Source organism: Streptomyces sp. NPDC026301, assembly GCF_055567935.1.
This window is the reverse complement of the sequence record NZ_JBVHPN010000005.1, coordinates 185,652-211,596: the sequence shown is the minus strand read 5'-3', so window position 1 is coordinate 211,596 and position 25,945 is coordinate 185,652. Positions and strand designations below refer to the sequence as shown.

Below are 25,945 nucleotides of genomic sequence, written 5' to 3'. Positions count from 1 at the left end.
GGACGGTGACCGGCGGGCCGGAATGTGCGACCCTTTGTCCTCATGAGCCAGTCGCAGCCCGCCCTCTCCGACCAGTACGTCCTGACGCTGTCCTGCCCGGACAAGCAGGGCATCGTGCACGCGGTGTCCAGCTACCTCTTCATGACCGGGTGCAACATCGTGGACAGCCAGCAGTTCGGGGACCGGGACACCGGACTCTTCTTCATGCGGGTCCACTTCCGCGCCGAGACCGCCGTCACGCTGGAGAAGCTGCGCGCCAGCTTCGCCGCGGTCGGCGACTCCTTCCAGATGGACTGGCAGATCCACCGGGGCGACGAGAAGATGCGCGTCCTGCTGATGGTGTCCAAGTTCGGGCACTGCCTGAACGACCTGCTCTTCCGCTCCCGCATCGGCGCGCTGCCGGTGGAGATCGCGGCCGTGGTCTCCAACCACACCGACTTCGCCGAGCTGGTCGCCTCCTACGACATCCCCTTCCACCACATCGCGGTGACGAAGGACAACAAGCCGCAGGCCGAGGCCCAGCTGCTGGAGCTGGTCCGCGCCGAGCAGGTCGAGCTGGTCGTACTGGCCCGGTACATGCAGGTGCTCTCCGACGACCTGTGCAAGGAGCTGTCGGGCCGGATCATCAACATCCACCACTCCTTCCTGCCGAGCTTCAAGGGCGCGAAGCCGTACCACCAGGCGCACGCCCGCGGCGTGAAGCTGATCGGCGCCACCGCGCACTACGTCACCGCCGACCTCGACGAGGGCCCGATCATCGAGCAGGAGGTCGCGCGGGTGGGCCACGACGTCACCCCGGACCAGCTCGTCGCCATCGGCCGGGACGTGGAGTGCCAGGCGCTGGCCCGCGCGGTGAAGTGGCACAGCGAGCGCCGCGTACTGCTCAACGGCAGCCGCACGGTCGTCTTCGCCTGACGGACCGCTGACCGCCGGGGCGCCGCTGCCCCGGCGCGCCCGGTGGTTCAGAGACGCGAGAGCGACGCCGTCGCGAAGAGCACCTCGCGGATCGCGTCCCGCTCGCCGTGCTGGCCCGCCGCCGCGTCCTCCGGCGAGACATGCCCCGCGGCCAGCTGGCAGAACTCCACGCTGTCCAGCGCGATGTGCGCGACCGTACGGTCCGGTGTGCCGAGCGCGCCGGGCGAGTCCAGCGCGATGTACCAGTGGCCGCCGCCGCTGCCCTCCACCTCCAGGTGCAGCGTGCGCCCCGGTGTGCCCGCCTCGACGAGCCGCCGGGGCGGCGCGGCCAGCCCCGCCCGGCGCCGTACCGCCAGCGCGGACGGCAGCAGCCGCGCCGCGAGGTCCACCATCCCGTGCATGTGGTGCGCGGCCGGGGCCTCGTACGGATAGTCCACGGCGTCGGCGATGTCGCCGGCGTGCACCCAGCACTCGAAGGCGCGCTCCAGCAGGGAGTCGCGCAGCGGCAGCCGGAAGTCGCCGTAGGGCACGGCCAGTTCGGCGACCCCGCGGCCCGCGAAGGCCACGGTCCGTATCAGCGCGTGGCTCTGCTCGCGCCAGGGCTCGCGGGTGGCGAGCGGGGCTTCCTCGTGCAGCGCCGTGCGCCAGTACGCGAGCGTACGGGCCGTCGGATCGCTGGGGGAGTCCTCCGGGACCTCGGCGCCCAGCGGGTCGGTGAGCCCGAGGGCCGTGGCGACCAGGCCGTCCACGGACATCAGATGGCCGATGACGCCCGCGACGGTCGTGGTGCGGCCGGCCGCGCGGTCGTTCTCGAACCACCGCAGCCGTACCGGGGCCCGCCACTCGGCCTCGCCCATGTCCCGCAGCAGCGCGTCCAGTCTGGCGGTCTCCGCGTCGTACGGGCCCGCCCACTCCGGCACCGGGATACGGGCGGGGCGGCGGCCCAGGCAGTTCTCCAGGACCCGGCTGCGCAGCAGCGGGTCCAGGTCCAGGCTGTCGGCGGGGTGCAGCAGGCCGACGGCGTCCCGCAGCCGCAGCGCCTCGTCCGCACAGGCGGCGCAGTCCGTGAGGTGCGCCTCGACGGCGGCGGTCTCCTCGGGCGAGCAGGCGGCCAGCGCCCAGGCGCCCAGCAGCGACTTGAGCACCGCGTGCGGCGGCTCGGGCCGGCCGGCGCCGGCGGGGTCCTGGTCCGTTGTCCCGTCCTTCTCCGTGGCGGCGTCCTCGGACGTCCTCCGTTGCTCGGGCGTCCGCGGCTCCTCGGGTACCTCTGGCGTCTCCCCTTCCTCCGGTACCTCCTGGTCCTTCGACGCGCGCCGCTCCTCCGGCGTGCGCGGCTCCTCCGGCGTGTGCGGCTCCTCCTCCGGCGGGTCCTCTGGTGGGCTCTCGCCAGGCCGGGGCGGGCGTACGTCCGGCAGCGGGCCCTGGTCCTCGGCCGGGCGGCGCGGGGACGGTATGCGCGGGCGCTCGCCGCGGCCGGGGCAGGGGCGGCCGGGCTCTTCCGGGCCCTGCGGGCCGTAGCGGTCCCAGTCCTCCGGGCCGTTCACAGCGCCCGCCCGTATCCGGAGCCCGGCGGCGGTGGCGTGCCGGGGCGGCCCGGAGCGGGCGGTCCCGCCTGGTGGTTGTGCGCGGTGGCGAGGAGCTGCAGGCCGAGCCGGAGCCGGCGGCGCGCCTCGTCCTCGGTGACGCCGAGATCGGCGGCGGTCTGGCGGTAGTCGCGCCGCTGGAAGTAGGCCAGTTCCAGCGCGGCGCGGAGCGGCGCCGGCATGGACGTGACGATGTAGTCGGCGCGGGCCGCGGTCGAGGCGGCGTTGATCTTCTGCTCGATCTCGGCCGGTGCGGGCGCGTCCGCACCGCAGTCCAGCGCGGAGGCGGCCTCGGCCTGGCGCAGCCGGTGCACGGCCTGCCGGTGGGTGAGCGTGGCGACCCACGAGCGCAGCGAACCCTGCTTGGGGTCGTACGCGTCGGGGTTCTCCTATATGTAGCCGAAGACCTCGCGGGTGATCCGGTCGGCCGCCGCCTCGTCCTCCAGGACGCGGTGCGCGAGGCTGTGCACGAGCGAAGCGAAACGGTCGTACAGCTCTCCGAGCGCGGCCGCTTCGCCGCGCGCGAGCCGCTGCTGCATCCGCCTGTCCCAGCGCGGTGGCGCTTCGTTCACCATCCACGGCCCCCCTTCTCCGCCGCCGCTGTGCCCGCCGGCACCGAAGTCCGTCGTCACAGAGTCCGTCGTGCGTCCACCGTGCCATCGAATGTAGTGCTCCGGTCCGTCGGCGCACCTTCCTTTACGGCAAAACGAGCCGTGCGGCGACTGCGGATGGTATAGGTCCCGTCACTTTCTGATTGACCTATCGGTCAGAACTCGACTGATTCAGACTGTTCATGCCCGTTTTTGCGCGCACGTTATTCGTGTGTGACCGGGTGCGGAGAGAAAAGCCGATGATCCAGGGCATAGCCTGGGTACTGGCAGCCTGTTGCGCGCGGAATTCTTACGAGTTTCAGGGGACCGAGGCCGGGCAGCCGAAGCTGGGAAGGGTGCGTTCCGGATGGCCTCCGGAGGCGTCCGGTCCGAAAGCGAGCGAAAGGCTTCGAGCGCGTGACGTTGAAGGTGGCAGAAGACGAGCAGGGGCCCTGGGCCGTACTGCAGGTTTCCGGTGAGATGGATCTGGTCACGTCTCCCTCGGTGCGCCAGCACGTGCACGACGCGGTCGCCGAGGGGCGCCGCAGTGTGGTGCTCGACCTGTCGGGCGTGCAGTTCTGCGATTCCAGCGGCGTCGGCGTACTGATCGCCGCGCGCCGGCTGATGCGCTCGTGCCAGGGACGGCTGCGGCTGATCCTGCCGGCGCAGGGCGCGGTGGACGGCTCGCACGTGAACCGTGTACTCGCGGCGCTCGGCGTGCGCCGGCTCTTCGAGGTGTACCCGGACGTGGCCACGGCCGTCGACGAGGCGGCGGCACCACTCTCCGCCTGATCGCTCGTTGCTTGCCCGCGCCTGACCGCTCGCCGCTTGACCGCTCGCTGCCTGTCGCCGCTCGCCCACGACCCGTTCGGCTGGCCCGCTCCGCCGTACCGTTTCCCCCGCCTTCTCCCCCATGGGGGGAGCACGAGGTCCCCTTCTCAACACAGTAGCGGCAGGGTCTGACAACTCCCCCCGCCCGCCCACCAAGCCCCGCCCCTCCCAGGCGCCCGCCAGCCCCGCACCCCGCAGCCCCAAGCCGCGTCACCCGCCCCCCTCAAGCCACCCGGCGCGGAAATTCCGCTCGTACGACGAAGCCGCCGTCCGGTGTGGGGCGGGCTTCCAGCGTGCCGCCCAGGCTCTGTGCGCGCTCCCGCAGGCCGACCAGGCCGTGGCCGCCGCCGGGCAGCCGGGGCGCGTCGGCGTCGTCGTCCGGTGGCCCGTTGCGCACCTCCACCAGCAGCCCCGCGTCCGCCGCGCGCGGCTGCGCGACCCGGACCCGCACCCGCGCGCCCGGCGCGTGCTTGCGGACGTTGGTCAGCGCCTCCTGCACCGTGCGGAACGCCGCCCGCTCCACCGTCCGGTCCGTGGGCGCGTCCCCGTCCACCCCGTTCTCGTACGTCACGTCCAGCGCCGACATCTCGATCAGCCGCGGCAGTTCGGCCAGGTCCGGCTGGGGCGCGAGGTCCGGCTGCGCCGCGTCGTCAGCCGCCTCGCGCGGGCCGCCGCCCGCGGCACGCAGGATGCCGACCATGTGCCGCAGCTCCTCCAGCGTGCGCACCGACAGCTGCCGGATGGTCCGCGCCCCGTCCCGCGCCGCGGCGTCCTCCGAGGCGACCTGCAGCGCCCCGGCCTGCAGGCTGATCAGGCTGACCTGGTGGGCGACCACGTCGTGCATCTCGCGGGCCAGCCGGGCCCGTTCCGTTGCCAGTACCCGGTCCGCGATCAGCCGGTCCTCCCGCTCCAGGCTGCGGGTGAGTTCCGCGACGCGCGCCGCCAGCTCGCGCCGGGTGCGGACCAGCAGGCCCAGGCCGATCGGCCCGGCCGAGGTGACCGACGCGTCGATCAGTACCAGGGTGTTCTCGCGGTACGCGGTGATCTCCAGGTCGGAGATGGGGTACGGGAAGAAGTGCGCGGCGATCAGCAGGAACGCGCAGTAGCCGAGGCGGGCGCGGCCCGGCCGGAGCGCGGCGACCGTGTAGAGGGCGATCATCGGGGCGAACCAGATGTAGCCGATGTACAGGCCCGGCAGTGTCGCCAGGAAGACGGTGAGCGGCAGCCGGCGGCGCAGCAGGAGGGCGAGCGCGGCGAGCAGGGAGACGCCCAGCTCCAGGGGCTGGTCGACGTCGTTGACGAGGAAGGAGTCGGCGATGCCGAGCAGGGCGGGGACGAGGAGGACGGCGCGGTGCCGCAGCCGGGCCGCGCGGGTGCCCGCCGGTGGACGGGTCGCCGGTGTCTCGGCTTCCGTCGCCGGGGTCGTTTCCGTGGGTGCGGTGGCCGGGGTCATCTGGGGCCTCCCGTGACCAGGCCCGCGCGGTCCGCGACGATCGCCGCCTGTACCCGGTTGATGCCGCCGAGCTTGCCCAGCAGGGCGCTCACGTGGTCCTTGACCGTACTGGGCGCGAGGCCCATCCGGGCGGCTATCTGCGCGTTGCCCAGGCCCTCGCCGAGCAGCGCCAGTACCTCCGACTCCCGGGGTGTCAGGGCGCGTACGGCCTCGGCGGCCGCCGCCTGGGTCCCGGCGTTCAGGTAGCCGCCGATGACGGCGCGGGTGACGCCCGGGTCCAGCACGCTGCCGCCCGCCGCGAGGGTGCGCACCGCGCGGATGAGCTGTTCCGGATCGGAGTCCTTCAGCAGGAAGCCGGCCGCGCCCTCGCGCAGCGCGGCGGTCAGGTACTCCTGCGCGTCGAAGGTGGTCAGCATGGCGATGGCGGGGGGCTCCGGGGCGGCGCGCAGGCCGCGGAGTACGGTCAGACCGTCGACGTCCGGCATGCGGATGTCGAGCAGCACGACCTCCGCCGCGCTGCGCCGGACCGTTTCCACGGCCGTCGCGCCGCTGCAGTCCGCGACCATCTGGACGTCCGGGGCGGTGCCCAGGATCATCCGCAGCCCGGACCGCACCAGCCGTTCGTCGTCCACCACAGCGACACGGATCACCGGTCGCCCCTTCCTGTCGTGCCGTACCGACTCCGCGCGGCGGGGGGTGCCACCCCCGCCGTCGGGCGGGGGTCGCACGCGACCTGCGGAGGATGCCGCGGGACGGCACCCGCGGGCAGAGTGCTCTTCATGCTGCACCACTGAAGAGGCCACAAGCCGTCCACGCGGTGCAGCTCACACCGGCGGCCGCCGCGACCCCCACACGCGACGGCCGCCTGTGGTGTTTCCGTACGGAATGCCTGCCACCGGGAGTGGAATCCTCATTCCGGGCGGGTGCGCGTCCAGGAGTGCGTGCTGCCCTGGCACGGGCTGAAGGCGCGCCCCGTGGTGAGTACCAGTACGGAGGTCATCGCGGCCAGTAAGTACGCGGTGGTGGCCAGGTCCAGCGTCCCCTCGGCGCTCCGCGTCCCGGCGCTGAAGGCGTCGGTGACCGCGTACCCCACCACCGTCCGCACCGTGAGGTAGAGCTGCATCGCGGCGAAGACGAGCAGCGCGCCGCGCACGTCCCGCCGCCCGCGCAGCGCCAGGGCGCCGACCACCAGCCAGCCGGCGATCCCGGCGAGTGCGGCGAAGCCGGGCCCGGTGACCGGCGCGTCCGCCGAAGGGAGCACGGCCGCGTCCACGGCGCCCGCCAGCCAGTCCCCGGCCCCCTTGGTGCCGACGGTGAGCAGCCGCACCGTCCAGGCCGCCTCGACCAGCCCGGCCAGCAGGAAGAGCACCCCGCAGACCCGCGAGAGCCGACCGGGCCACCAGGATCCGGCGGCCGGCCTGGGCTCCGCGCGGGCCGGCAGCAGGACGCACAGCGCGACCACCGCGGCCAGCAGTCCGAGCACATGTGTGGCCAGCGTCCAGCCGCCCATCGCCTCGAAGCTGTACGCGGAGCGGTAGCCGGGGTGCAGCAGTCCGATGCCCTCGCGCAGCGAGCGGGCCAGTACCAGGCAGGCGAGCAGCAGGGCGGCCGGGCGGGCGAGGGTGCGCTGCGCCAGCGCCGCGCCGGCCACTGCCGCCAGCGCCACCGCGAGCGCCCACTCCTGCGGTCCCAGGGCGCCCAGCGGGCCCGCCAGCGGGTTGAAGAGGCCCTCGACGAAGTCCAGCGGGCCCACCCGGGCGTCGGCCACGCCGGTCACCACCCAGGCGACGAGCGCGCCCGCGTACAGCCCGAGGGCCAGTCCGGCCGCGAGGTAGGCGCCGCTGTGCTCGGGCGCCGCCCGGCCGGGGTCGGCGCCCGGCCGCACATCGAGCAGCCCGCCGTCCTGCATCACCATGACCGACCCCCGATCGCCGTCCCTGTCATTGTTCAAGGACGGCGGGCGTACGCGCGGAGGTTCCACCCCTGTGTGTCGCGTGCCCCCGGGTCCCTCGGCCCCGCCGGGCATCGTTCGGCGCACCCGCCGCGGGGCCGTTCAGCGCACCCGTCGCGCGACCGCCGTGACGAAGTCGCGGATCTCCTGCCGGGTGCGGGCGCGCAGTTCGGTGAGCTCGTCCCGGCCGTCCACCCAGTGCAATTCCGTCACGTCCGCCAGCAGTCGCTCGGTCAGCTCCACCACCTCGGCGTCGTCGCTGACCAGTTGCGCGCGGAACATTGCCTCGTGCGCGGCGTACCGGGTCTTGTACTGCTCCTCGCGCAGTGCGGGGCTGTCCTCGTCGCAGCGGTCCTCGTCGTGCAGCACGAACCAGCGGTGGACCAGTACCCGGCGGTACTCCAGCAGCGTGCCCGCGTACGCGCAGTAGGCGTCGATGCGCTCCTGGCGCAGCTTCTCGTCGCGCGCGAGGGCGTGGCTGCGCTCGGTCTCCCGGCGCTGGAAGAAGTGGGTGATGCCGGCTCCGAGAAGCGTGCCGGCCACGGCCACCACGCTGGTAACGACTGCCTCCATATCGACAGTTGATCACTTCGGGGCCGTGCGGCGACAGGGGGCCAGGGCCTTCGGCCCGCTCCTTCCGCTTCGGTGACCGTGGGGCAAGATGGCCTCCATGGGGAGCTTCGGGGGACACGGCCGCCTGATCGCCGGCCGGTACCGGCTGGCGGGCCGGCTCGGCCGCGGCGGCATGGGCACGGTCTGGCGGGCCAGTGACGAACTGCTGGGCCGGCAGGTCGCGGTCAAGGAGCTGAACCTCGACGACGACCCGGACGACGCCGACGCCGGTGTGCAGCGCGAGCGGATGCTGCGTGAGGCCCGTACGGTCGCGCAGATCAAGCATCCGAACGTGATCGTCGTGCACGACGTGGTGATGCAGGACGAGCGCCCGTGGCTGGTCATGGAGCTGGTGGACGGCGGCTCGCTGGCCGACCGGCTGGCGAGCGGCGGGCCGCTCTCGCCGCGCGAGGCGGCCAGGATCGGCGTCGCGCTGCTCGGCGCGCTGCGCGTGGCGCACGCCAGCGGCGTACTGCACCGCGACATCAAGCCCGCCAACGTGCTGCTGGAGGCGGGCACCGGCCGGGTGGTCCTCACCGACTTCGGCATCGCGCAGGTGCCGGGTGCCACGACGCTGACCGAGACCGGGGCGTTCGTCGGCTCGCCCGAGTACACCGCGCCCGAGCGGATGGCGGGCCGCGGCACGGGGCCCGAGGGCGATCTGTGGTCCCTCGGGGTGCTGCTGTGCGCGGTGCTGAGCGGCGGCGAGACGCCCTTCCACCGCGATTCCATCGGCGGCGTGCTGCACGCCGTCGTCTCCGACGACATCCGTATCCCCGAGGCGGCCCGGCCGCTGTACACGGTCGTGGACGGGCTGCTGCAGCGGGACACGGAGCGCCGGCTGACCGTCGCGGCCACCGAGCGGCTGCTGCGCGGCTACCTCCAGACCGGCCGGATGCCGGAGCCGGGCGCCGCGCTCACCCCCGAGGAGCGGCCGCCCTTACTCACCGGGCCCGCCCGGCAGTCGGCGCCGCTCCGGGACGCGTTGGACGGCCGGGCGCTGGCCGCCGCCGCGCGCCCGCACACCGGACGCGCCCGGAACGTACGCAATGTCCTGCTCGCCGTGACGGCCGCCCTGGCGCTGGCCGCCGCGGGCGCCGGGATCGCGGCGCTGGTGCTGAACGGGCGGGGCGCGGACGACGGCAACGCGCCCGCCACGCACTCCCCGCGCCCGTCCCCGACGGCGTCCGGGAGCCCGGGGCCGAGCGCCACCGCCCCGGCCGGGTACGCCACCGTCCGCGACCCGCAGGGCTTCGCCCTCGCCGTGCCGGCCGGGTTCACGCGCTCCTACGAGAAGCCGCGGGTGTACTACTACTCCGCCGGCCGGCGGTTCCGGCTGGGCATTCATGTGCAGCCGCCGCAGCTGGGCGGACCGCTGGGCACGATGCGCGACGCGCACATCAACGGGCCGCAGAATTACCGGGGTTACCGGGACGGCGAGGTCACCGCCACCACCCACCGGGGCCACCGGGCCGCGCTGTGGCAGTTCACCTGGGACGGCGGGCCCGAGGACGGCGGCCCGCGCCGCACCTATGACCTCAGCTGGGACGAGGGGGGCCGGATGTACGACGTGTGGATCTCCGCGCCGGCCGGCGACCGGGCCGTGGCGAAACGACACTTCGACACCGCGCTGGCCACCTTCCGGGCGCTGCGCCCGCCGCTGACCGACTGAGCGTCCGCCGGTCGCCGGTGGACGAATCCGCTGTACAGCAGCGTCCTGGCCAGTGATCACTGGCGTAATTGTGGGCAGCCGGTGAAAACTCATTACTGCCGGGTACACAAAGCGTGTCCGGAGGCATACCCTCGGCGCCATGACGGACTCGCTGGACACCGCACAGACCGCCCCCGCCGACGGCAACCCGGTCGCCTCCGCCGCCGCGGGCAGCCGCACCGCCGCCGACGTGGTCACCAAGGACCTGGTCGCCCGCCTCACCCGTGGCGTGGTCGGCAGCGGCAGTACGGCGAACCACACGCCGTTCACCGGCGAGGTCCTCGCCGAGCTGCCCGAATCCACCCCCGAGGACGTCGCGGACGCCTTCGAGCGGGCCCGCGTGGCACAGCGCCAGTGGGCGGCCACCCCGGTACGCAAGCGCGCCGCGATCCTGCTCCGCTTCCACGACCTCGTACTGCAGCGCCAGGCCGAGGTGCTGGACCTCATCCAGCTGGAGACCGGCAAGGCCCGGCTGCACGCCCACGAGGAGATCCAGGCGGTCGCCGTCGCCGCCCGGCACTACGGCCGCAAGGCCCCCGCGTACCTCAAGCCCAAGGGCCACACCGGCGTCGTCCCCACCCTCACCAAGGTCACAGAACTCCGCAGGCCCAAGGGCGTGGTGGGCCAGATCGCGCCCTGGAACTACCCCTTCGAGCTCTCCGTCGGCGACGCCCTGCCGGCCTTCGTCGCGGGCAACGCCGTCGTCATGAAGCCCGACACCGAGACCGCGCTGACCGCCCTGTGGGCGCGCGAGCAGCTGATCGAGGCGGGCCTGCCGCCGGAGGTCTGGCAGGTCGTGATCGGTGAAGGGCCGGTCGTCGGCCCCGAGGTCGTCAAGCACGCCGACTACGTCTCCTTCACCGGCTCCACCCGCACCGGACGCGAGGTCGCCCAGGGCGCCGCGGCCCGCCTCGTCGGCTGCTCGCTCGAACTGGGCGGCAAGAACGCCATGTTGGTGCTGCACGACGCGGACATCGACAAGGCGGCGGCCGGCGCCGTCCGCGGCTGCTTCTCCTCCGCGGGCCAGCTGTGCATCTCCATCGAGCGGCTGTACGTCCACGAGTCGATCGCCGACGAGTTCGCCGAGCGCTTCGCCGCCCGTACGAAGGCCATGCGGCTGGGCAACGCCCTCGCGTACGGCGCCGAGATGGGCTCCCTCGTCGGCGAGCGCCAGCTGGAGACCGTCACCCGGCACGTCGAGGAGGCCGTCGCCAAGGGCGCCAAGCTGCTCGCGGGCGGCAAGCCGCGCCCCGACATCGGCCCGCTCTTCTACGAGCCCACCATCCTCGACGGCGTCCAGGCCCCGATGGCCGTCTGCAACGAGGAGACCTTCGGCCCGGTCGTCTCGCTCTACCGCTTCAGCGACGAGGAAGAGGCGATCTCGCTCGCCAACGCCACGCCGTACGGCCTGAATTCCAGCGTCTGGACCAAGGACGGCCGGCGCGGCCGCAAGGTCGCCGCCCGGCTGAACACCGGCACCGCCAACGTCAACGAGTCCTACGCCGCGGGCTACGGCAGCGTCCAGTCCCCGATGGGCGGCATGGGCGACTCCGGCCTCGGCCGCCGCCACGGCTCCGAGGGCATCCTCAAGTACACCGAGGCGCAGACCGTCGCACACCAGCGCGTCATGCCGCTGGCCCCGTCCTTCGGCATGGACGACGAAAAGTACGCCGCCTTCATGTCCCTGAGCCTGAAGGCCATGAAGGCCTTCCGCCTCCGCTGACACCCCAGCCCCGACCCGCACACTCCGAGGAGCGCCGATGCCAGGGGAGAACTCTGCCCAGAACCAGGCCCCGCAGGCCCGGACCAGCGAGCCGTCCTACGACTACGACGTCCTCGTCATAGGCTCCGGCTTCGGCGGCTCCGTATCCGCCCTCCGCCTCACCGAAAAGGGCTACCGCGTCGGCGTACTGGAAGCCGGCCGCCGCTTCACCCCCGAGACGCTGCCGAAGAACTCCTGGGACATCCGCAACTACCTCTGGGCACCGGCCCTCGGCTGCTACGGCATCCAGCGCGTCCACCTGCTCGGCAATGTCATGGTCCTGGCAGGCGCCGGGGTCGGCGGCGGCTCCCTCAACTACGCCAACACCCTCTACGTACCGCCCAAGCAGTTCTTCGACGACCAGCAGTGGGGCCACATCACCGACTGGCAGGACGAGCTCAAGCCGTACTACGACCAGGCCCAGCGGATGCTCGGCGTACGCCTGAACCCGACCCTGACCCCCTCCGACGTCCACCTCAAGGCCGCCGCCGAGAAGATGGGCGTGGGCGACACCTTCCACATGGCGCCGGTCGGCGTCTTCTTCGGCGACGGCAAGGACGCCGACGGCACGACGAAGGCGGCGCCCGGCGGCGAGGTGCCCGACCCGTACTTCGGCGGCGCGGGCCCCTCCCGCAAGGCGTGCTCCGAGTGCGGCGAGTGCATGACCGGCTGCCGGCACGGCGCGAAGAACACCCTCACCGAGAACTACCTCCACCTCGCCGAGCAGGCCGGCGCGGTCATCCACCCGATGACCTCCGTCGTCGCCCTCACCGAGGACTCCCGCGGCGGCTTCGCGGTCAAGACCCTGCCCACCGACGACAAGCGCAAGGGCAAGGGCCGCACCTTCACGGCGCGCCGGGTCGTGATCGCCGCAGGCACGTACGGCACTCAGACCCTCCTCCACAAAATGAAGGACACCGGCCTGCTGCCCCACCTCTCGCCCAAGCTGGGCGAGCTGACCCGGACCAACTCCGAGGCCCTGGTGGGCGCCCTCACCGACAACCGCCGCTACCGCAAGCGGACCGGCGAGAAGAAGGTCGACTTCACCCGCGGCGTGGCGATCACGTCCTCCATCCACCCGGACGCCGACACCCACATCGAACCGGTCCGCTACGGCAAGGGCTCCAACGCGATGGGCGGCCTGTCGCTCTTCCAGGTCCCGGTACGGGACGGCGCCGCGGCCCGCGTCCTCGGCTGGCTCGCCAAGTCGGCGCGCCACCCCGTGCTCTCGCTGCGCTCCCTCTCCAACCGCCGCTGGTCGGAGCGGACCATCATCGGCCTGGTCATGCAGTCCCTGGACAACTCCCTGACCACGTACCGGAAGCCGGGCGGCATCGGCAAGGGCCTGCTCACCGCGCGACAGGGCCACGGCGCGCCCAACCCGGCGCAGATACCGGCCGCCGCCGAGGCCGCCACGCTGATCGCCGAGGACATCAACGGCTTCCCCGGCAGCAACGTCGGCGAGCTGATGGGCACCCCGCTGACCGCGCACTTCCTCGGCGGCTGCCCGATCGGCGAGGACGCGGACCACGGCGTCATCGACCCGTACCACCGCCTCTACGGCCACCCGGGCATCTCCGTCGTCGACGGCTCGGCGGTCTCCGCGAACCTCGGCGTCAACCCGTCCCTGACCATCACGGCCCAGGCCGAACGCGCCATGTCCTTCTGGCCGAACAAGGGCGAGACCGACCCGCGCCCGGCCCCTGGCCGCCCGTACCAGCGCCTGACCCCGGTCGAGCCGCAGCACCCGACGGTCCCGGAAAAGGCATTCGCGGCACTGAAGCTGCCGTTCGTCCCGGTACCGAAGGTGCCAAAATCCAGCCCGTCCGGCGCTTGAGGACATCTTTGACCGGTACGAGGAGGGGCCGCACCCGGCGAACCAGGCGCGGCCCCTCATAGCTCAACCGGCATGACCGGCGTTACCGGTGTTACGCGGCAGCGCCATCCGTCCGACGACGACGCACGACGAAGATCGCCCCCGCACCCACGGCCATCGTGACCCCGGCGACCGCCGCGATCGTCGGCAGCGCCGAGGACGAACCGGTCTCGGCGAGCTTGCCGGTGACCGGGATCTCCTTCATGCCGCCCTGCGGAGCGGGCTTGTTCGGCTTCTTGTCACTCGGCTGCGGCTTGGCCGGCGGCACGGTGCCCGTGTCGCTGCCCGCGACCAGGATGTCGAACTCGTACTCCGACCCCTCGGAGTAACCGCAGTCGTTGTCCTCGTTCTGGTACGCGCCGATGGCGAAGGCGAAGCCGTAGCTGCCCGGGGTCTTCGCGTCGACCTTCAGACGCAGCTTGGCGTCGGCGTACTCACCGGGTGCCAGGTCGGCGACGGAGGCGAAGTAGCCGTACTCGTCGACGTTCTGCCAGGTGCCGGCGTCCTCGTCGTACCACTGCACGGTCAGCAGCTTCGAGACGTCGTCGAAGTCCTCGTTGTCGATGGCCGACAGCATGACGTAGGCGTCGGCGGACTTCATCGTCTGCTCGGAGACGTTGGTGGTGCGGAAGGTGAGGCTGTGCCAGCCCGAGCCGGCCACGATCTTGCTGGGCAGGCCGCGCAGGGTGGTGGTGATCGCCGCCTTTTCCGACTCCTCCTCATTGCAGGGCTCGTCGGTGGGGTCCTCGGAGGGAGTGGTGGGCGGGGTGGCGGAGGGCTCCTCGGTGGGAGCCTCGTCGTCCGGTGCCGAGGTGCTGGGCGCGGGCTCTTCCGTCGTCGGCCCGGTGGGCTCGGTGCCCTCCGAAGGCGTCTCGCTCGGCGTCTCGGTCGGCGTCTCGCTCGGCGGCGGCGTCTCGGAGGCGCTCTCGCTGGGCGCCGCCGACTCCGGGGCGGACGCGGTCGGGCTGGGGTTCTCGTCCGTCGCGTACGCGGCCGGCGCCGCGAGCAGCGCGGCAGGGGCGATGACGGCCGTCGCGGCGGCAGCCGTCAGTGCACGGCGAAGCTTCATCGTGTCAAGACCTCTTCGTGGGTCCAAAGTGCCGAGGGGGAGGCACGAATCGGTAGCGGGGCCGTCGCGGTGGGGCGCGGTATGGCCGTGCGTTTACGAGTAAATGACCAGCCACCTGGCGCAAAGGTTGCACGCGAGATTGCACATATCTGCGGAAGGGGAAGCGGGCGATGTCCGCCCGCGCAGAGCGAAGGGCCCCGAGGTGCCGTCCGCGAGGGGGTGCGGGCGACCGCGGGGCCCTTGCTGCTCGGCGCCGTCGTCAGGGCAGCGGCGGCGCCGAAGGAAGGCGCCCGGGGGGAGGGGCGCCTATGAGGCTCTGCTGGTGCTCTTGGTCCTCTGAAGCTCTGCTGGTGTAGACCAATGGCAGTGTCGGAAGCCGCCTCGATACGAGGTAATCGGCTCTTCATGCATCGTGCTGGATACGCCTCATCCGGCGCAACCGTTTCGACCGGATGCGGTCGGCCCCAGGCGTCCCCGGGGCCGACCGCCCCATCGGATGTGACCGGGCTGCTGTCCCCTGCCGACCGGCCACAGCACCGCAGCGAGGTCCCACGGCGCCGTCCGCTTCAACCCGGACGGCGTCTCATCGCTTCGGCGTTCCCGCCCACGGGGCGGCGTCTACGCGTAGTCCTGCAGGCCGCGCCTGGCTGGCGTGGCACCGGGAACAACGAAGCCCCGCGCCGCCCGGTCACGGTCCGTACGGGTGAGGCGCCGCCCGGACCTCGTACGGGTGAGGCGCCGCCCGAACTCAGATGCGCCCGCGGCACAGCTCCAGCAGCGTCATGGCCAGCGCGGTGCCGGGCCGGCCCAGCTGGTCCCGGAAGTGCTCCAGGACCTCCATCTCGCGGGAGAGGCTCACCCGGCGGCCGCCGGACGCGATCCGTTCCTTCTGGATGACCGCCGAGACGGCCATCCGTTCCTGTACGAGGCCGATGATCCGGCCGTCGAGGTCGTCGATCCGCCGGCGCGCGTCGCCGATCACGGCGGCGGCCTCCTCGGTCCGCGCGCCGGTCTCCGGGCGCGGCCGGGCCACCGCCCCGGTCGCCGTGGGCGTGGCCGTGGGCGTGTGCTCGGTCACGGTCGTGGTCGTGCTCACTGCCGCCTGTGCGTTGCTGCTCATGTCCGTCTCCTGGGGTCTGAAGGCCCCGGGGCCGCACCGCCCGGACGGGAAAACACCAGCGCCCCGGGCCTGTACGGCCCGGGGCGCCTGGGAAGTCGCTTGTCGCTTTTCAGCGGTTCATGCAGCGCGACCATGGCAGCCGGACGGGCCGGTGCCATAGGTAAAGACGAAGGTCAGCTGCGTGAACATGGGGCTCAGTATGTGCCCGGTAGAATCGAAAGTCCAACCCCTCCGCTCCACCACCGCCGGAAGGCCGCCGAAGTGTCAGCAGCGCCCCCCGCCGCCGCCCCGGATGTCGTCCTCGTTGTCGACTTCGGCGCGCAGTATGCCCAGCTCATCGCCCGCCGCGTCCGCGAGGCGCGGATCTACAGCGAGATCGTGCCCTCGACCATGCCGGTCGAGGAGATGCTCGCGAAGAACCCCGCGGCGATCATCCTCTCCGGCGGTCCGTCGTCGGTGTACGAGGAAGGTGCCCCCAGCCTCGACCGCGCCCTGTTCGAGGCCGGTGTCCCGGTCTTCGGCATGTGCTACGGCTTCCAGCTGATGTCCGTCAAGCTCGGCGGCACGGTCGACAACACCGGTGCCCGCGAGTACGGCCGCACGCCGCTGGCCGTCTCCAAGCCCGCCTCCACGCTCTTCGAGGGCACCCCGGTCGAGCAGTCGGTGTGGATGTCGCACGGCGACGCCTGCTCCGCCGCTCCCGAGGGCTTCACGGTCACGGCGTCCACGGACGTCGTCCCGGTCGCCGCGTTCGAGAACGACGAGAAGAAGCTGTACGGCGTGCAGTACCACCCCGAGGTGATGCACACCACGCACGGCCAGCAGGTACTGGAGCACTTCCTCTACCGCGGCGCGGGCATCGAGCCCAACTGGACGATGGGCAACATCATCGAGGAGCAGGTCTCCGCGATCCGCGAGCAGGTGGGCAACAAGCGCGCCATCTGCGGCCTGTCCGGTGGCGTGGACTCCGCGGTGGCCGCTGCCCTCGTCCAGAAGGCCATCGGTGACCAGCTGACCTGCGTGTACGTCGACCACGGCCTGATGCGCAAGGACGAGACCGAGCAGGTCGAGAAGGACTTCGTCGCGGCGACGGGCGTCCAGCTCAAGGTCGTCGACGCTTCCGAGCGCTTCCTGTCAGCGCTCGCCGGGGTCTCCGACCCCGAGGAGAAGCGGAAGATCATCGGCCGCGAGTTCATCCGGGTCTTCGAGCAGGCCCAGGCCGAGATCATCGCCGAGGCGGACCCGGGCGAGCCGGTCGAGTTCCTCGTCCAGGGCACGCTGTACCCGGACATCGTCGAGTCCGGCGGCGGCACGGGCACGGCCAACATCAAGTCCCACCACAACGTGGGCGGCCTGCCGGAAGACCTCGAATTCAAGCTGATCGAGCCCCTCCGTCAGCTCTTCAAGGACGAAGTCCGGATGGTCGGCTCCGAGCTGGGCCTGCCCGACGAGATCGTCCAGCGCCAGCCGTTCCCCGGCCCCGGTCTCGGCATCCGCATCGTCGGCGAGGTCACGCGCGAGCGCCTCGACCTCCTCCGCGAGGCCGACGCGATCGCCCGCGAGGAGCTCACCGCGGCGGGCCTGGACCGCGACATCTGGCAGTGCCCGGTCGTCCTCCTCGCGGACGTCCGCTCGGTCGGCGTCCAGGGCGACGGCCGCACGTACGGCCACCCCATCGTCCTGCGTCCGGTCTCCTCCGAGGACGCGATGACGGCGGACTGGACCCGCATGCCGTACGACGTACTGGGCCGCATCTCCACCCGCATCACCAACGAGGTCGCGGACGTCAACCGCGTAGTCCTCGACGTCACGAGCAAGCCCCCGGGCACGATCGAGTGGGAGTGACCTTGCTGTAGGCACACTCCCGGTCAACGCCGACGCCGTCGCTCATTCGTTTGAGTGGCGGCGTCGGCGTATGTGCTGGGTACGCTGACGGCACGGCCCAGAATCCCGTCCATGGGAGGACTCATGACCGCCGAGACCGAGCACCACTGGCCGGTGCCGCCGCAGGACGGTTACACCGTGGACGACCTGCTGACGCTGCCCGACCTCCCGCCGCACACCGAGCTGCTCGACGGGAGCCTGATTTTCGTGAGTCCGCAGCGCTACTTCCACAGCGTCGTGATCGACTTTCTTGTGAACGGGCTGCGCCGCACTGTGCCGCCTGAGCTCTTGGTCGTGCGTGAGATGGCCGTGGCCATCGACAAGCGAAACGGGCCGGAGCCGGACATCTCCGTCGTGCGAGCCGTGGCGCTACGGAACGACGACCAGGCCCACTTCCAGGCCCGGGACGTCATGCTCGCCGTCGAAGTGGTCTCCCCGGAATCCGAGGCGCGGGACCGCGACACCAAGCCGCACAAGTACGCGGGCGCCGGAATCCCGTACTTCTGGCGGGTCGAGAAGGCCGGTACGGACGGCCGCCCGGTCGTGCACACCTTCGAACTCGATCGCGAGGGCCGCACGTACTGTCCTTCGGGTGTGCACCGTGATCAGCTGAAGCTTGCCGCCCCCTTCGACATCGGTATCGACCTGTCGGGGATCGGCAACCTCTGACGGCTGAGATGCCTACCGACGACCCCTTTCCCAGTTGGCTTCCGGGATCCATCACGATCGACTGAAGTCGGCGCTCCCCTTCCCGGTCGGCATCGATCTCACTACGCTCCATGGCCGCCGGTAACGGTTGACGCCTCGCGTCCCGGAGCGGAAGATTAATTCCGTACTGCGGCAGCAATCATCCGCTATGCGGAAGTGAGTGGGGCGTAAGCAATGAGCACCATCGGTTTCATCGGTCTCGGGATCATGGGGAGCCCGATGGCGGTCAACCTGGCGAAGGCCGGGCACACCGTCCGCGGGTGGAACCGCAGCCCCGGGAAGGCCGGCGCGCTGGTCGAGGCCGGCGGTACGGAGGCCGGCAGCATCGCCGAGGCGGTCCGGGGAGCCGACGTGGTCATCACGATGGTGCCCGCGTCGCCGCAGGTCGAAGAGGTCGCGTATGGGGATGAGGGCATTCTTGCGCACGCCAAGGACGGTGCGTTGCTGATCGACATGTCTTCGATCACGCCGCAGACCTCGATCGACCTGGCCGGGCGGGCCAAGGAGCACGGCGTGCGGGTGCTGGACGCGCCCGTGTCCGGCGGTGAGGCCGGTGCCATCGAGGGCGTGCTCTCGATCATGGTCGGCGGCGAGCAGGCGGACTTCGACGCGGCGAAGCCGGTGCTCGAAGCGATGGGCAAAACGATCGTGCACTGCGGCCCGCACGGCGCCGGGCAGACCGTCAAGGCCGCCAACCAGCTGATCGTCGCCGTCAACCTGCAGGCGTGCGCGGAGGCCGTCGGCTTCCTGGAGAAGTCCGGCGTGGACCTGGAAGCCGCGCTGGAGGTGCTGAACGGCGGGCTCGCCGGCTCGGCCGTACTGACCCGGAAGAAGGCGAACTTCCTCGCGGGCGACTACCGCCCCGGCTTCAAGCTCGCGCTGCACCACAAGGACATGGGCATCGTCACGGACGCCGCCCGCACGGTCGGCGCGACGCTGCCCGTCGGCGCCACCGCGGCCCAGCTCATCGCCTCGGCGGTGGCCCGCGGCGACGGGGACCTGGACCACTCGGCGCTGCTCCGCGGCGTCCGCCTGATGAGCGGTCAGGACGAAGAGAAGTAACGAGCCGCTGTCCGGTCGGCAGGAGCGGGTGGGAGAGGTTCACACCACCTCCACGGCAACCGCCCGTACCGTGTCTGGTCTCTTCACCTGCCCCGGCGTAGCTTCCCGTGCGAGTCACACACGAGGGAGAACAGCCATGCCCGAACCGACGCCGATACCCACCGACCGGCTCCAGTTCGCGATGCCGCCGACGCACGCGACCGTCGAGGAGGAGCGCCGGTACCGCAAGGAGCGGCTCGCCGCGGCGCTGCGGCTCTTCGGCCGGTACGGCTTCGAGGAGGGCGTGGCGGGCCACCTCACCGCCCGGGACCCGGAGTTCACCGACTGCTTCTGGGTGAATCCCTTCGGGATGTCCTTCCGGCACATCACCGTGAGCGACCTGCTCCTCGTCAACCGCGAGGGGCAGGTCGTCGAGGGCCGCCACCACGTCAACCAGGCCGCGTTCGCGATCCACGCGCAGATCCACGCCGCCCGCCCCGACGTCGTCGCCGCGGCGCACAGCCACTCCACGTACGGCAGGGCGCTGGCCGCGCTCGGCGAGCTGCTGGAGCCGATCACGCAGGATGTCTGTGCGTTCTATGAGGATCACGCGGTGTTCGACGAGTACACGGGGGTCGTCGTGGACGAGGCGGAGGGTGCGCGGATCGCGGCAGCCCTCGGGCCGCGCAAGGCGGTGATCCTGCGCAACCACGGGCTGTTGACGGTCGGCGACTCCGTGGACGCCGCGGCCTGGTGGTTCCTCACCATGGAGCGCTCCTGCCAGGTGCAGCTCGCCGCGAAGGCCGCGGGCAAGCCCGTACTGATCGATCACGGCAGCGCGCTGCGCACCCGCGAGCAGCTCGGCAGCGATCTGGTGGCGTGGATCAACTACCAGCCGCTGTTCCAGCAGATCAGCCGCGACGAGCCGGATCTCTTCGGCTGACGGCCCGAGCCGGCGCCGAGCGGGGCCTCCCGCACGCCCCGGAACAGCGCGGTTGGCGCCCGACCCCGCCCCTCGGCACAATGCGCAGCCATCGCTGCCATCAGGGAGCGTGACGGCGACTACGGGTAGCGGGCGGTACGGAAGTGTCGGTGGACGCGGCGGCGGGAGCAGGGGCGGATACGCGTACGAGTACGAGTGGGAGCGCGAGTACGAGTACGGAGACGGGGGCCCGCATCGAGTGCGGCTGCGGGGACTGTCCGCAGGGCGCTCGGACGGGGCACCGGCAGGCGGTCGCCGCGTTCCTCGCGCTGCGCGAGGACTTCGCCGCGGGGCGCGGCGTACCGGCCGCGCTCGCCCACTCCGCAGGCGCCGCCCGCCAGTGGATCTCCGACGAGCTGGCCCAATCGGCCCGTACGGTCGCCGAACGCGCCGCCGCCGAAGGCCGCGCCCGGCGCGGGACGCTCTGGCGCCGCACCCCGCTCGTCCTGTGGGGCGCCGTCGCCGCGCTGCTCATCGGCCAGGCGCTCACCGCGATCGGCGCCGGCTGGACCGACGCCCGTACCGCGGCGCTGGCCGCCGCCGTCGTCCTCGCCGCGCTGCTCACCGCGCTCGCGTGGCGGCACCGCGCCCACGGCGGCCTCCTCGCGCCCGTCACCGGCGAGGACGGCCGCCTGTCCACCTCCCGCACGGTCGCCGCCGCCTGGCTGCTGCCCGTCGGCTGGGCGGTACTGATGTTCGCGACCAGGCTCGCGCTGGCCCCGGACGCCGCCGGGCGCCGCCGCCTGCTGGCCGGGCTCGACCTCGCGCGCGGTGCCGGGCTGCTCACCGTCGTGGCGCTGGCCTGCGCGGCGGCGGCCGTTGCCGCCCGGCTGGTGGCCGTACGCCTCGCCGCCGGGCGCCAGCAGAAGGTGCCCGCCGAGTACCCGCGCGCCGGGGACCTGCTGACTGACGACGCCGGCCGCGGCAGCTTCGCGGACGCGCAGTACGTCCTGCTCAACGCGGTCGCCGTGGTCTTCGCCGCGGTCCGCCTCGGCACCGCGCCGGACCGGCTCCCGGACCTCCCGTGGGGGCTGGTGGCGCTGGCCGCGGTCAGCGCGGCGATGTACCTGGCGGGCAAGTACGCGGAGGGCGCCCGCCCGGTCGTGCTGTCCGTCGTACGGGCCCGGGAGATCGGCGGCCTGGACGGGCCGGTCCGCACCGGCGACGACATCGAGATCCGCGGCAGCGGCTTCGTCCCGCCGGGCGCCCAGCCGCCGCACCGGCTGGCCCGTACGGTCGTCCGCATCGGGGACGTGGATGTGCACGTCCCGCTGGTGCCGGTCCCCGGCGGCTTCGCGAACCCGGCGGACGGCGCGCTGATCGTGCCGGTACCGGCCGACGTGGAGCCGGGCCGCGCCGAGGTACGCGTCATCACGGCGGCGGGCGTCGAATCCGCCGCGTATCCGCTGTTCATCCAGGAGTGAGCGGCGTCCCCGCTGATCATCCGGGAGTGATGTACGGGTGCGGCGCGCACCCTGGTGCCGCCCGCTGACGTTGAATGTTCTGTGACGCCCGGCCCGTATCAGTCTTCGAACGCCCGCCCGTGGGCAGAATCGTCCGCGCCGGGCGGCGACGCAGAGGCGGGAGGACATCATGGTGCACACGGGCAGATCGCTCGCGGTCGGCCACGGAGGAAACGGCGGCGGTGCGGGCCCCGGGGGCCTGCGCGGCTCGCTCGCGCGGTACGCGCTGCTGCCGCTGCGGATCTTCCTCGGCGTGACCTTCGTCTACGCGGGCCTGGACAAGCTCACCGAGCCGGGCTTCTTCGCGGCCTCCGGGACCGGTTCGATCGGCGAGTTGATGCGGCAGTCCCGGCCCTCCGCCGGCGTGCCGCAACTGGTCGACCTGGCGCTGCACAGCCCGGCGGTCTTCGGTTACGTCATCGCGGCGGGCGAGCTGGCGGTCGGCATCGGCATGCTGCTCGGCATCCTCGGCCGGCTCGCGGCGACCGGCGGCGCGCTGATCTCACTGAGTTTCTGGCTGACCGTCAGCTGGTCGACCACGCCGTACTACTTCGGCAACGACCTGGCGTACCTGATGGCGTGGCTGCCGCTGATCCTGGCCGGCACGCCGTACCTCTCCCTCGACGCGCTCTACGCCAAGCGCCGCCGCCGCTTCGGCCGCCGGCTCATCGGCTGACCGGCGGCTCATCGGCGACCGGCCGCTCCTCCGGCGGCGGCAGCTCCGCGCCCCGCCGGCGGCGCGCCAGCCCGTACAGCGCCGAGACGCCGCCCGAGAGGAAGAGACCGGCGGGGAGCGCGATCAGCGGCCAGGCGCCGGGCACGTCGATCCGGCCGGCGGCGTCCAGTGCGTAGACGCCGCCGATGCCGAGCGCGGTCAGGCCCGTGACGAGCCGGGCGGGCCGGAACTCATGCCGCAGCACGGTCGGCCACCTCCTCATGAGCCGGGGCCGCCGGCTTCGCCGGCGCCTCGGGTGCCTCCGGTGTCGCCCCCACGTAGTCCACCTCCGCCTGTCCGACCCCCACCTCCAGCCGCAGGTCGAGCGTGCCGTGCGGCCGCTCGCCCTTCTTCAGGCCGTGCGCGGGCAGCGTGACGGTCCGCGTCCGGTCGGGCGAGACGTCGATGTCGCCGGCCGCCTCGCCCGGCAGCTGGATGTCGCCGAGCCCGACGTCGACCCGTACGCGCGTCCTTACGCCCTCCGGCAGCGTCACCCGCAGCAGTCCGGCGCCCACCTCGGCGTGCGTCCGGACCGTCTGTCCCTCCTTCAGGCGCAGCCCGCTGAGGTCCAGGTGACCGCGGCCCGCGCCCAGTTCGTACGTGGGCCGGACGGCGGCCGCCGTCGACGGCGGCCAGGTGCGGGTGTCCCAGTCGGTCGTGATGTTGCGCGGCAGGACGGTGGTCGCGCCGAGCAGCAGGGCGGTGACCACCACCATGAAGACCGTGCCGCCACCGGTCCGGCCCAGCCACGCGCTGAGCACCATGCCGAGCCCGAAGACCACCAGCGCGGCCGCCAACCCCGCCTGCAGGCTCGCGGGCAGCGAGCCGCCGTGCCAGGACGGCGACGCGGCCACCGCGCCCGCCACCAGCGCCAGCAGGAACGTCAGCCCGCCGATCGACCGCGCCCGCGCCGGCCGCCGCCGCTTCCGCGTCTCCGGCACCGCCGAGGCCCCCGAATCCCCCGCGGCCGGACCGGCCTTGCTGTACGCACCTGTCCTGTCATACGCACCCGTCCTGTCGTACGCACCCGCCGCTGCCCCTTCGTATGCGTACGACGGCGTGTCAGCGGGCCCCCACAGATACCCGGTGCGGCCCGCCTGCCCACCCGCCGGGCCGTCCTTGGTGAGCGGGTCCCGCCACCACGAAGGGCTGCCGGGCGCGGGCGGCGCCTGCGTCTCGGGCGGCGCGTCCGCGACGGCCTGCGCGGTCGCCGCGTCCACCGGCCCGGCGCCGTGCGCCCCGGCCCGCCGCTGCTTCGACCAGTACGCCGAGCCGGCCACCGCGAGCGCCAGCATGAGCGTGAACGCCAGGCCGCCGCCCCGGCCCAGTACCGACAGGAAGAGCCCGCAGCCGACCAGCGCGACGAGGACCGCGGTCAGCGCCGCGCCCTCGACCCGCCCGGACAGCAGCCGCCGCCCCTCGTTCTCGTCCTCGCCCTCCAGCGGGATCAGCAGCCAGGCGAAGCCGTACACGATGAGGCCGATGCCGCTGCTGACGGCCAGTACGGCGAGCACGATGCGGAAGATCACCGGATCCAGGTCCCAGTGCCGCCCCATGCCGCCGCACACCCCGGCCACCACCTTCTGCCGCCGGCTGCGCCGCAGTGGTGGCGGGGGCGGGGGCCCGGTGGTCTCGGCGGTCGCGCCATGCGACGGCGAAGCATCGTTCATGCGCCCATGGTGACAAGCGGAGGCGTCACCGGGCATCAGTGACAACCCTGGCCGGACCCTGAGATCCCGGACTCGGTGGCGACCGGCCGGTAACGGGTGTGGCTCTGTTGACTATCGTTGCTCTCTGACGGGTTACGGGGGAGCCGGAGGGCGTGCGGTGTCGGAGGCTGCGGTGGACGAGGGTCGGCTGGTCGCCGGGCGGTACCGCCTGCTCGAACGCATCGGCCAGGGCGGCATGGGCACCGTCTGGCGGGCGCACGACGAACTGCTGGGCCGCCAGGTCGCGGTCAAGCGCCTGCACGCCTCCTCGCTGCAGCTGGAGCCGGACGAACTGGCCACCCGTAACGAACGCACCCGCCGCGAGGCCCGGGCCGCGGCCCGCATCAACCACTCCAACGTCGTCGGCGTCCACGACGTCGTCGACGACGCGGGCCTGCCCTGCATCGTCATGGAGTACGTCCCCTCCGTGACCCTCGGGGACATCATCAAGGAGGCCGCGCTCTCCGGTGGCGGCGTGCCGCCCGATGAGGTCGCGCGGATCGGCCGCGGCATGATCGTCGCACTGCGCGCCGCGCACGCGGCCGGCGTCCTGCACCGCGACGTCAAGCCCGGCAACGTCCTGCTCGGCGACGACGGCCGGGTGGTGCTCACCGACTTCGGGATCGCGGTGGCCAGCGGCACGTCCACCCTCACCAAGACCGGCGAACTGGTCGGCTCCATCGACTACTTGGCGCCCGAGCGCGTCAAGGGCGGCACCCCAGGCCCCGCCTCCGACCTGTGGGCGCTGGGCGCGACGCTGTACCAGGCGGTCGAGGGCCGGCCGCCGTTCCGCAAGACCACCGCGGTCGAGACGGCGTACGCGATCGCCATGGACCCGCTGCTCCCGCCCCGCAACGCCGGGCCGCTCACCGGCCTCATCGAGGCGCTGCTCGCCAAGGAGCCGTCGGAGCGTCCGACGGCCGAGACCGTCGAGCGCACCCTGCGCGCGCCCGCCTCCGAGGCCGCGACGGAACTGCTGACGCCGGGCGGCTGGCGGGACACCGGGGACACCGGTACGAGTACGGGAACGGGCACGGGGACGGGTACGGGGCCGTTCGCGAGCACGAGTACGGGCGCGGGCACGGGGCCGTTCGCGAGCACGGGCACGGGCACTGGAACCGGCGCCAACGGCCTCCCCGCCCCCACCCCCACCCCCGCTCCCGTCCCGGTTCACGTCCCCACTCAGCGCGACACCGCCGCCACCAGCCGCGTCCCCGTGGGCGTGCCGGCGGCGCCCGCCCGCCGCCGGCGCCTGGGCGCCGTCCTGTGGGGCGCGCTGGCCTTCGTGGCCATGGGCGCGGTGGTGGCGGGCGTGCTGTACCTGCTGCAGGACGGCAGCGGGGTGAAGGGGATCCCCGGGATCTCCGACGACCCGGCCACGCCGTCCGCCTCCGCCTCCGGGGGCGGCGACGGCGAGGACGAGCAGAAGCCGCCGAAGGTCCCGGCGGGCTATCACCTCGTCACCGAGAAGGAGTTCGGCGTCTCCTTCCCCGTGCCGAACGGCTGGACCCGCCAGTACATGCCGGAGCGCAACGAGGTCGACTACCTGGCCCCCTCCGGTCTCGTCGGCCTGAAGGTCAGTGTGCTGAACTTCGCCAGTTCGAATCACGTCCGCCACTTCGAGCAGGTTGAGCAGCAGCTTCGGAGCAAGGCGCCGGGGTATGAGCGGCTGCGGCTGCAGGACACCCTGTTCCGGGGGCAGCCGGCGGCGATCTGGGAGTTCACCTTCAAGGGCCGGGTGCGCGACTTCCGCGCCATCGACCTCGGCTTCGGCAAGGAGGGCGAGGACGAGTACGCGATCTACCTGTCGGCGCCGAAGGACCAGTGGCCGAAGTTCCAGGACGTCTTCGAGGTGGCCCGGGACGGCTTCCGCGACAAGCAGTCGGGCAGCTGACGGGCCGGGGCCCTCCCCGCCAGGCCGGTGCCCTCTCCGCGACCGATCAGGGGACGATCAGGGTCGACCCTGATGC

The 25,945-nt window shown here is 72.7% G+C and carries 21 protein-coding genes and 1 pseudogene; 12 read left to right on the top strand and 10 right to left on the bottom strand.

Going from position 1 to position 25,945, the window contains the following annotated elements:
* Nucleotides 1-42 precede the first annotated feature (42 nt).
* Nucleotides 43-915: a formyltetrahydrofolate deformylase gene (gene purU, locus ACZ4MH_RS10650; protein WP_351598333.1), complete on the top strand. Its 873-nt coding sequence runs from the start codon at nucleotides 43-45 to the stop codon at nucleotides 913-915.
* Nucleotides 916-962: 47 nt separating this feature from the next.
* Here the strand turns inward: purU and ACZ4MH_RS10645 are convergent, their stop codons facing one another.
* Both ACZ4MH_RS10645 and ACZ4MH_RS10640 read right to left on the bottom strand, forming a co-directional pair.
* Entirely contained in the window at nucleotides 963-2,459 is a 1,497-nt protein-coding gene (locus ACZ4MH_RS10645; RefSeq protein WP_467754461.1) for a zf-HC2 domain-containing protein, read from the bottom strand.
* A pseudogene (locus ACZ4MH_RS10640) lies at nucleotides 2,456-3,073 on the bottom strand (sigma-70 family RNA polymerase sigma factor). Before ACZ4MH_RS10640 ends, ACZ4MH_RS10645 begins: the two are co-directional and overlap by 4 nt.
* Nucleotides 3,074-3,505: 432 nt before the next feature.
* On the opposite strand from ACZ4MH_RS10640, the gene ACZ4MH_RS10635 reads away from it, so the two are divergent.
* Entirely contained in the window at nucleotides 3,506-3,880 is a 375-nt protein-coding gene (locus ACZ4MH_RS10635) for an STAS domain-containing protein (RefSeq protein WP_030254346.1), read from the top strand.
* A 262-nt stretch (nucleotides 3,881-4,142) separates the two neighbouring features.
* Here ACZ4MH_RS10635 and ACZ4MH_RS10630 read toward each other — a convergent pair whose 3' ends face one another.
* The 4 genes from ACZ4MH_RS10630 to ACZ4MH_RS10615 all read right to left on the bottom strand — a co-directional run bounded on the left by ACZ4MH_RS10630 (nucleotide 4,143) and on the right by ACZ4MH_RS10615 (nucleotide 7,896).
* On the bottom strand, nucleotides 4,143-5,372 hold the full coding sequence (locus ACZ4MH_RS10630; protein WP_351598337.1) for a sensor histidine kinase: 1,230 nt from the start codon (nucleotides 5,370-5,372) through the stop codon (nucleotides 4,143-4,145).
* Nucleotides 5,369-6,022, bottom strand: a complete 654-nt coding sequence (locus tag ACZ4MH_RS10625; protein WP_351598340.1) for a response regulator transcription factor — start codon at nucleotides 6,020-6,022, stop codon at nucleotides 5,369-5,371. The genes ACZ4MH_RS10630 and ACZ4MH_RS10625 overlap by 4 nt, the downstream gene beginning before the upstream one ends.
* Before the next feature lie 260 nt (nucleotides 6,023-6,282).
* Complete coding sequence (locus ACZ4MH_RS10620; protein ID WP_351598343.1) at nucleotides 6,283-7,287, bottom strand: hypothetical protein; 1,005 nt, start codon at nucleotides 7,285-7,287, stop codon at nucleotides 6,283-6,285.
* Nucleotides 7,288-7,425: 138 nt separating this feature from the next.
* Nucleotides 7,426-7,896: a hypothetical protein gene (locus tag ACZ4MH_RS10615; RefSeq protein WP_351598346.1), complete on the bottom strand. Its 471-nt coding sequence runs from the start codon at nucleotides 7,894-7,896 to the stop codon at nucleotides 7,426-7,428.
* Nucleotides 7,897-7,993: 97 nt separating this feature from the next.
* On the opposite strand from ACZ4MH_RS10615, the gene ACZ4MH_RS10610 reads away from it, so the two are divergent.
* The 3 genes from ACZ4MH_RS10610 (at nucleotide 7,994) to ACZ4MH_RS10600 (ending at nucleotide 13,245) form a co-directional block, all read left to right on the top strand.
* The gene (locus ACZ4MH_RS10610; RefSeq protein WP_351598349.1) at nucleotides 7,994-9,607 is read left to right on the top strand and encodes a serine/threonine-protein kinase; all 1,614 of its coding nucleotides are present in this window, start codon (nucleotides 7,994-7,996) and stop codon (nucleotides 9,605-9,607) included.
* 139 nt (nucleotides 9,608-9,746) lie between these two features.
* Nucleotides 9,747-11,369, top strand: a complete 1,623-nt coding sequence (locus tag ACZ4MH_RS10605; RefSeq protein WP_351598352.1) for a succinic semialdehyde dehydrogenase — start codon at nucleotides 9,747-9,749, stop codon at nucleotides 11,367-11,369.
* A 37-nt stretch (nucleotides 11,370-11,406) separates the two neighbouring features.
* The gene (locus ACZ4MH_RS10600) at nucleotides 11,407-13,245 is read left to right on the top strand and encodes a GMC family oxidoreductase (RefSeq protein ID WP_351598355.1); all 1,839 of its coding nucleotides are present in this window, start codon (nucleotides 11,407-11,409) and stop codon (nucleotides 13,243-13,245) included.
* Between the two features lie 91 nt (nucleotides 13,246-13,336).
* On the opposite strand, the gene ACZ4MH_RS10595 is transcribed toward ACZ4MH_RS10600, so the two are convergent.
* Nucleotides 13,337-14,353: an LAETG motif-containing sortase-dependent surface protein gene (locus tag ACZ4MH_RS10595; RefSeq protein ID WP_351598358.1), complete on the bottom strand. Its 1,017-nt coding sequence runs from the start codon at nucleotides 14,351-14,353 to the stop codon at nucleotides 13,337-13,339.
* Nucleotides 14,354-15,101: 748 nt separating this feature from the next.
* Nucleotides 15,102-15,473, bottom strand: a complete 372-nt coding sequence (locus ACZ4MH_RS10590) for a chorismate mutase (protein ID WP_351598361.1) — start codon at nucleotides 15,471-15,473, stop codon at nucleotides 15,102-15,104.
* A gap of 261 nt (nucleotides 15,474-15,734) precedes the next feature.
* On the opposite strand from ACZ4MH_RS10590, the gene guaA reads away from it, so the two are divergent.
* The 6 genes from guaA (at nucleotide 15,735) to ACZ4MH_RS10560 (ending at nucleotide 22,227) form a co-directional block, all read left to right on the top strand.
* Nucleotides 15,735-17,318, top strand: coding sequence for a glutamine-hydrolyzing GMP synthase (gene guaA, locus ACZ4MH_RS10585; protein WP_351598363.1), 1,584 nt, complete (start codon nucleotides 15,735-15,737; stop codon nucleotides 17,316-17,318).
* A gap of 123 nt (nucleotides 17,319-17,441) precedes the next feature.
* Nucleotides 17,442-18,026 carry a Uma2 family endonuclease gene (locus tag ACZ4MH_RS10580; RefSeq protein WP_351598366.1) on the top strand — a complete coding sequence of 195 codons (585 nt, stop codon included), beginning with the start codon at nucleotides 17,442-17,444 and terminating at the stop codon, nucleotides 18,024-18,026.
* Nucleotides 18,027-18,239: 213 nt separating this feature from the next.
* Complete coding sequence (locus ACZ4MH_RS10575; protein ID WP_351598369.1) at nucleotides 18,240-19,127, top strand: 2-hydroxy-3-oxopropionate reductase; 888 nt, start codon at nucleotides 18,240-18,242, stop codon at nucleotides 19,125-19,127.
* A 70-nt stretch (nucleotides 19,128-19,197) separates the two neighbouring features.
* The gene (locus ACZ4MH_RS10570; protein WP_351598371.1) at nucleotides 19,198-20,049 is read left to right on the top strand and encodes a class II aldolase/adducin family protein; all 852 of its coding nucleotides are present in this window, start codon (nucleotides 19,198-19,200) and stop codon (nucleotides 20,047-20,049) included.
* A gap of 233 nt (nucleotides 20,050-20,282) precedes the next feature.
* Nucleotides 20,283-21,512, top strand: a complete 1,230-nt coding sequence (locus ACZ4MH_RS10565) for a hypothetical protein (protein ID WP_351598388.1) — start codon at nucleotides 20,283-20,285, stop codon at nucleotides 21,510-21,512.
* Nucleotides 21,513-21,681: 169 nt separating this feature from the next.
* Nucleotides 21,682-22,227: a DoxX family protein gene (locus ACZ4MH_RS10560; protein ID WP_351598373.1), complete on the top strand. Its 546-nt coding sequence runs from the start codon at nucleotides 21,682-21,684 to the stop codon at nucleotides 22,225-22,227.
* On the opposite strand, the gene ACZ4MH_RS10555 is transcribed toward ACZ4MH_RS10560, so the two are convergent.
* A complete protein-coding gene (locus ACZ4MH_RS10555; RefSeq protein WP_351598376.1) occupies nucleotides 22,217-22,471 on the bottom strand; it encodes a hypothetical protein in 255 nt (84 codons plus the stop codon). The genes ACZ4MH_RS10560 and ACZ4MH_RS10555 overlap by 11 nt on opposite strands.
* A complete protein-coding gene (locus ACZ4MH_RS10550) occupies nucleotides 22,458-23,936 on the bottom strand; it encodes a PspC domain-containing protein (RefSeq protein WP_467754460.1) in 1,479 nt (492 codons plus the stop codon). The genes ACZ4MH_RS10555 and ACZ4MH_RS10550 overlap by 14 nt, the downstream gene beginning before the upstream one ends.
* Nucleotides 23,937-24,093: 157 nt before the next feature.
* On the opposite strand from ACZ4MH_RS10550, the gene ACZ4MH_RS10545 reads away from it, so the two are divergent.
* Nucleotides 24,094-25,869 (top strand): serine/threonine-protein kinase, encoded by a 1,776-nt coding sequence (locus ACZ4MH_RS10545; RefSeq protein ID WP_351599537.1) that lies wholly within the window; start codon nucleotides 24,094-24,096, stop codon nucleotides 25,867-25,869.
* Nucleotides 25,870-25,945: the final 76 nt, after the last annotated feature.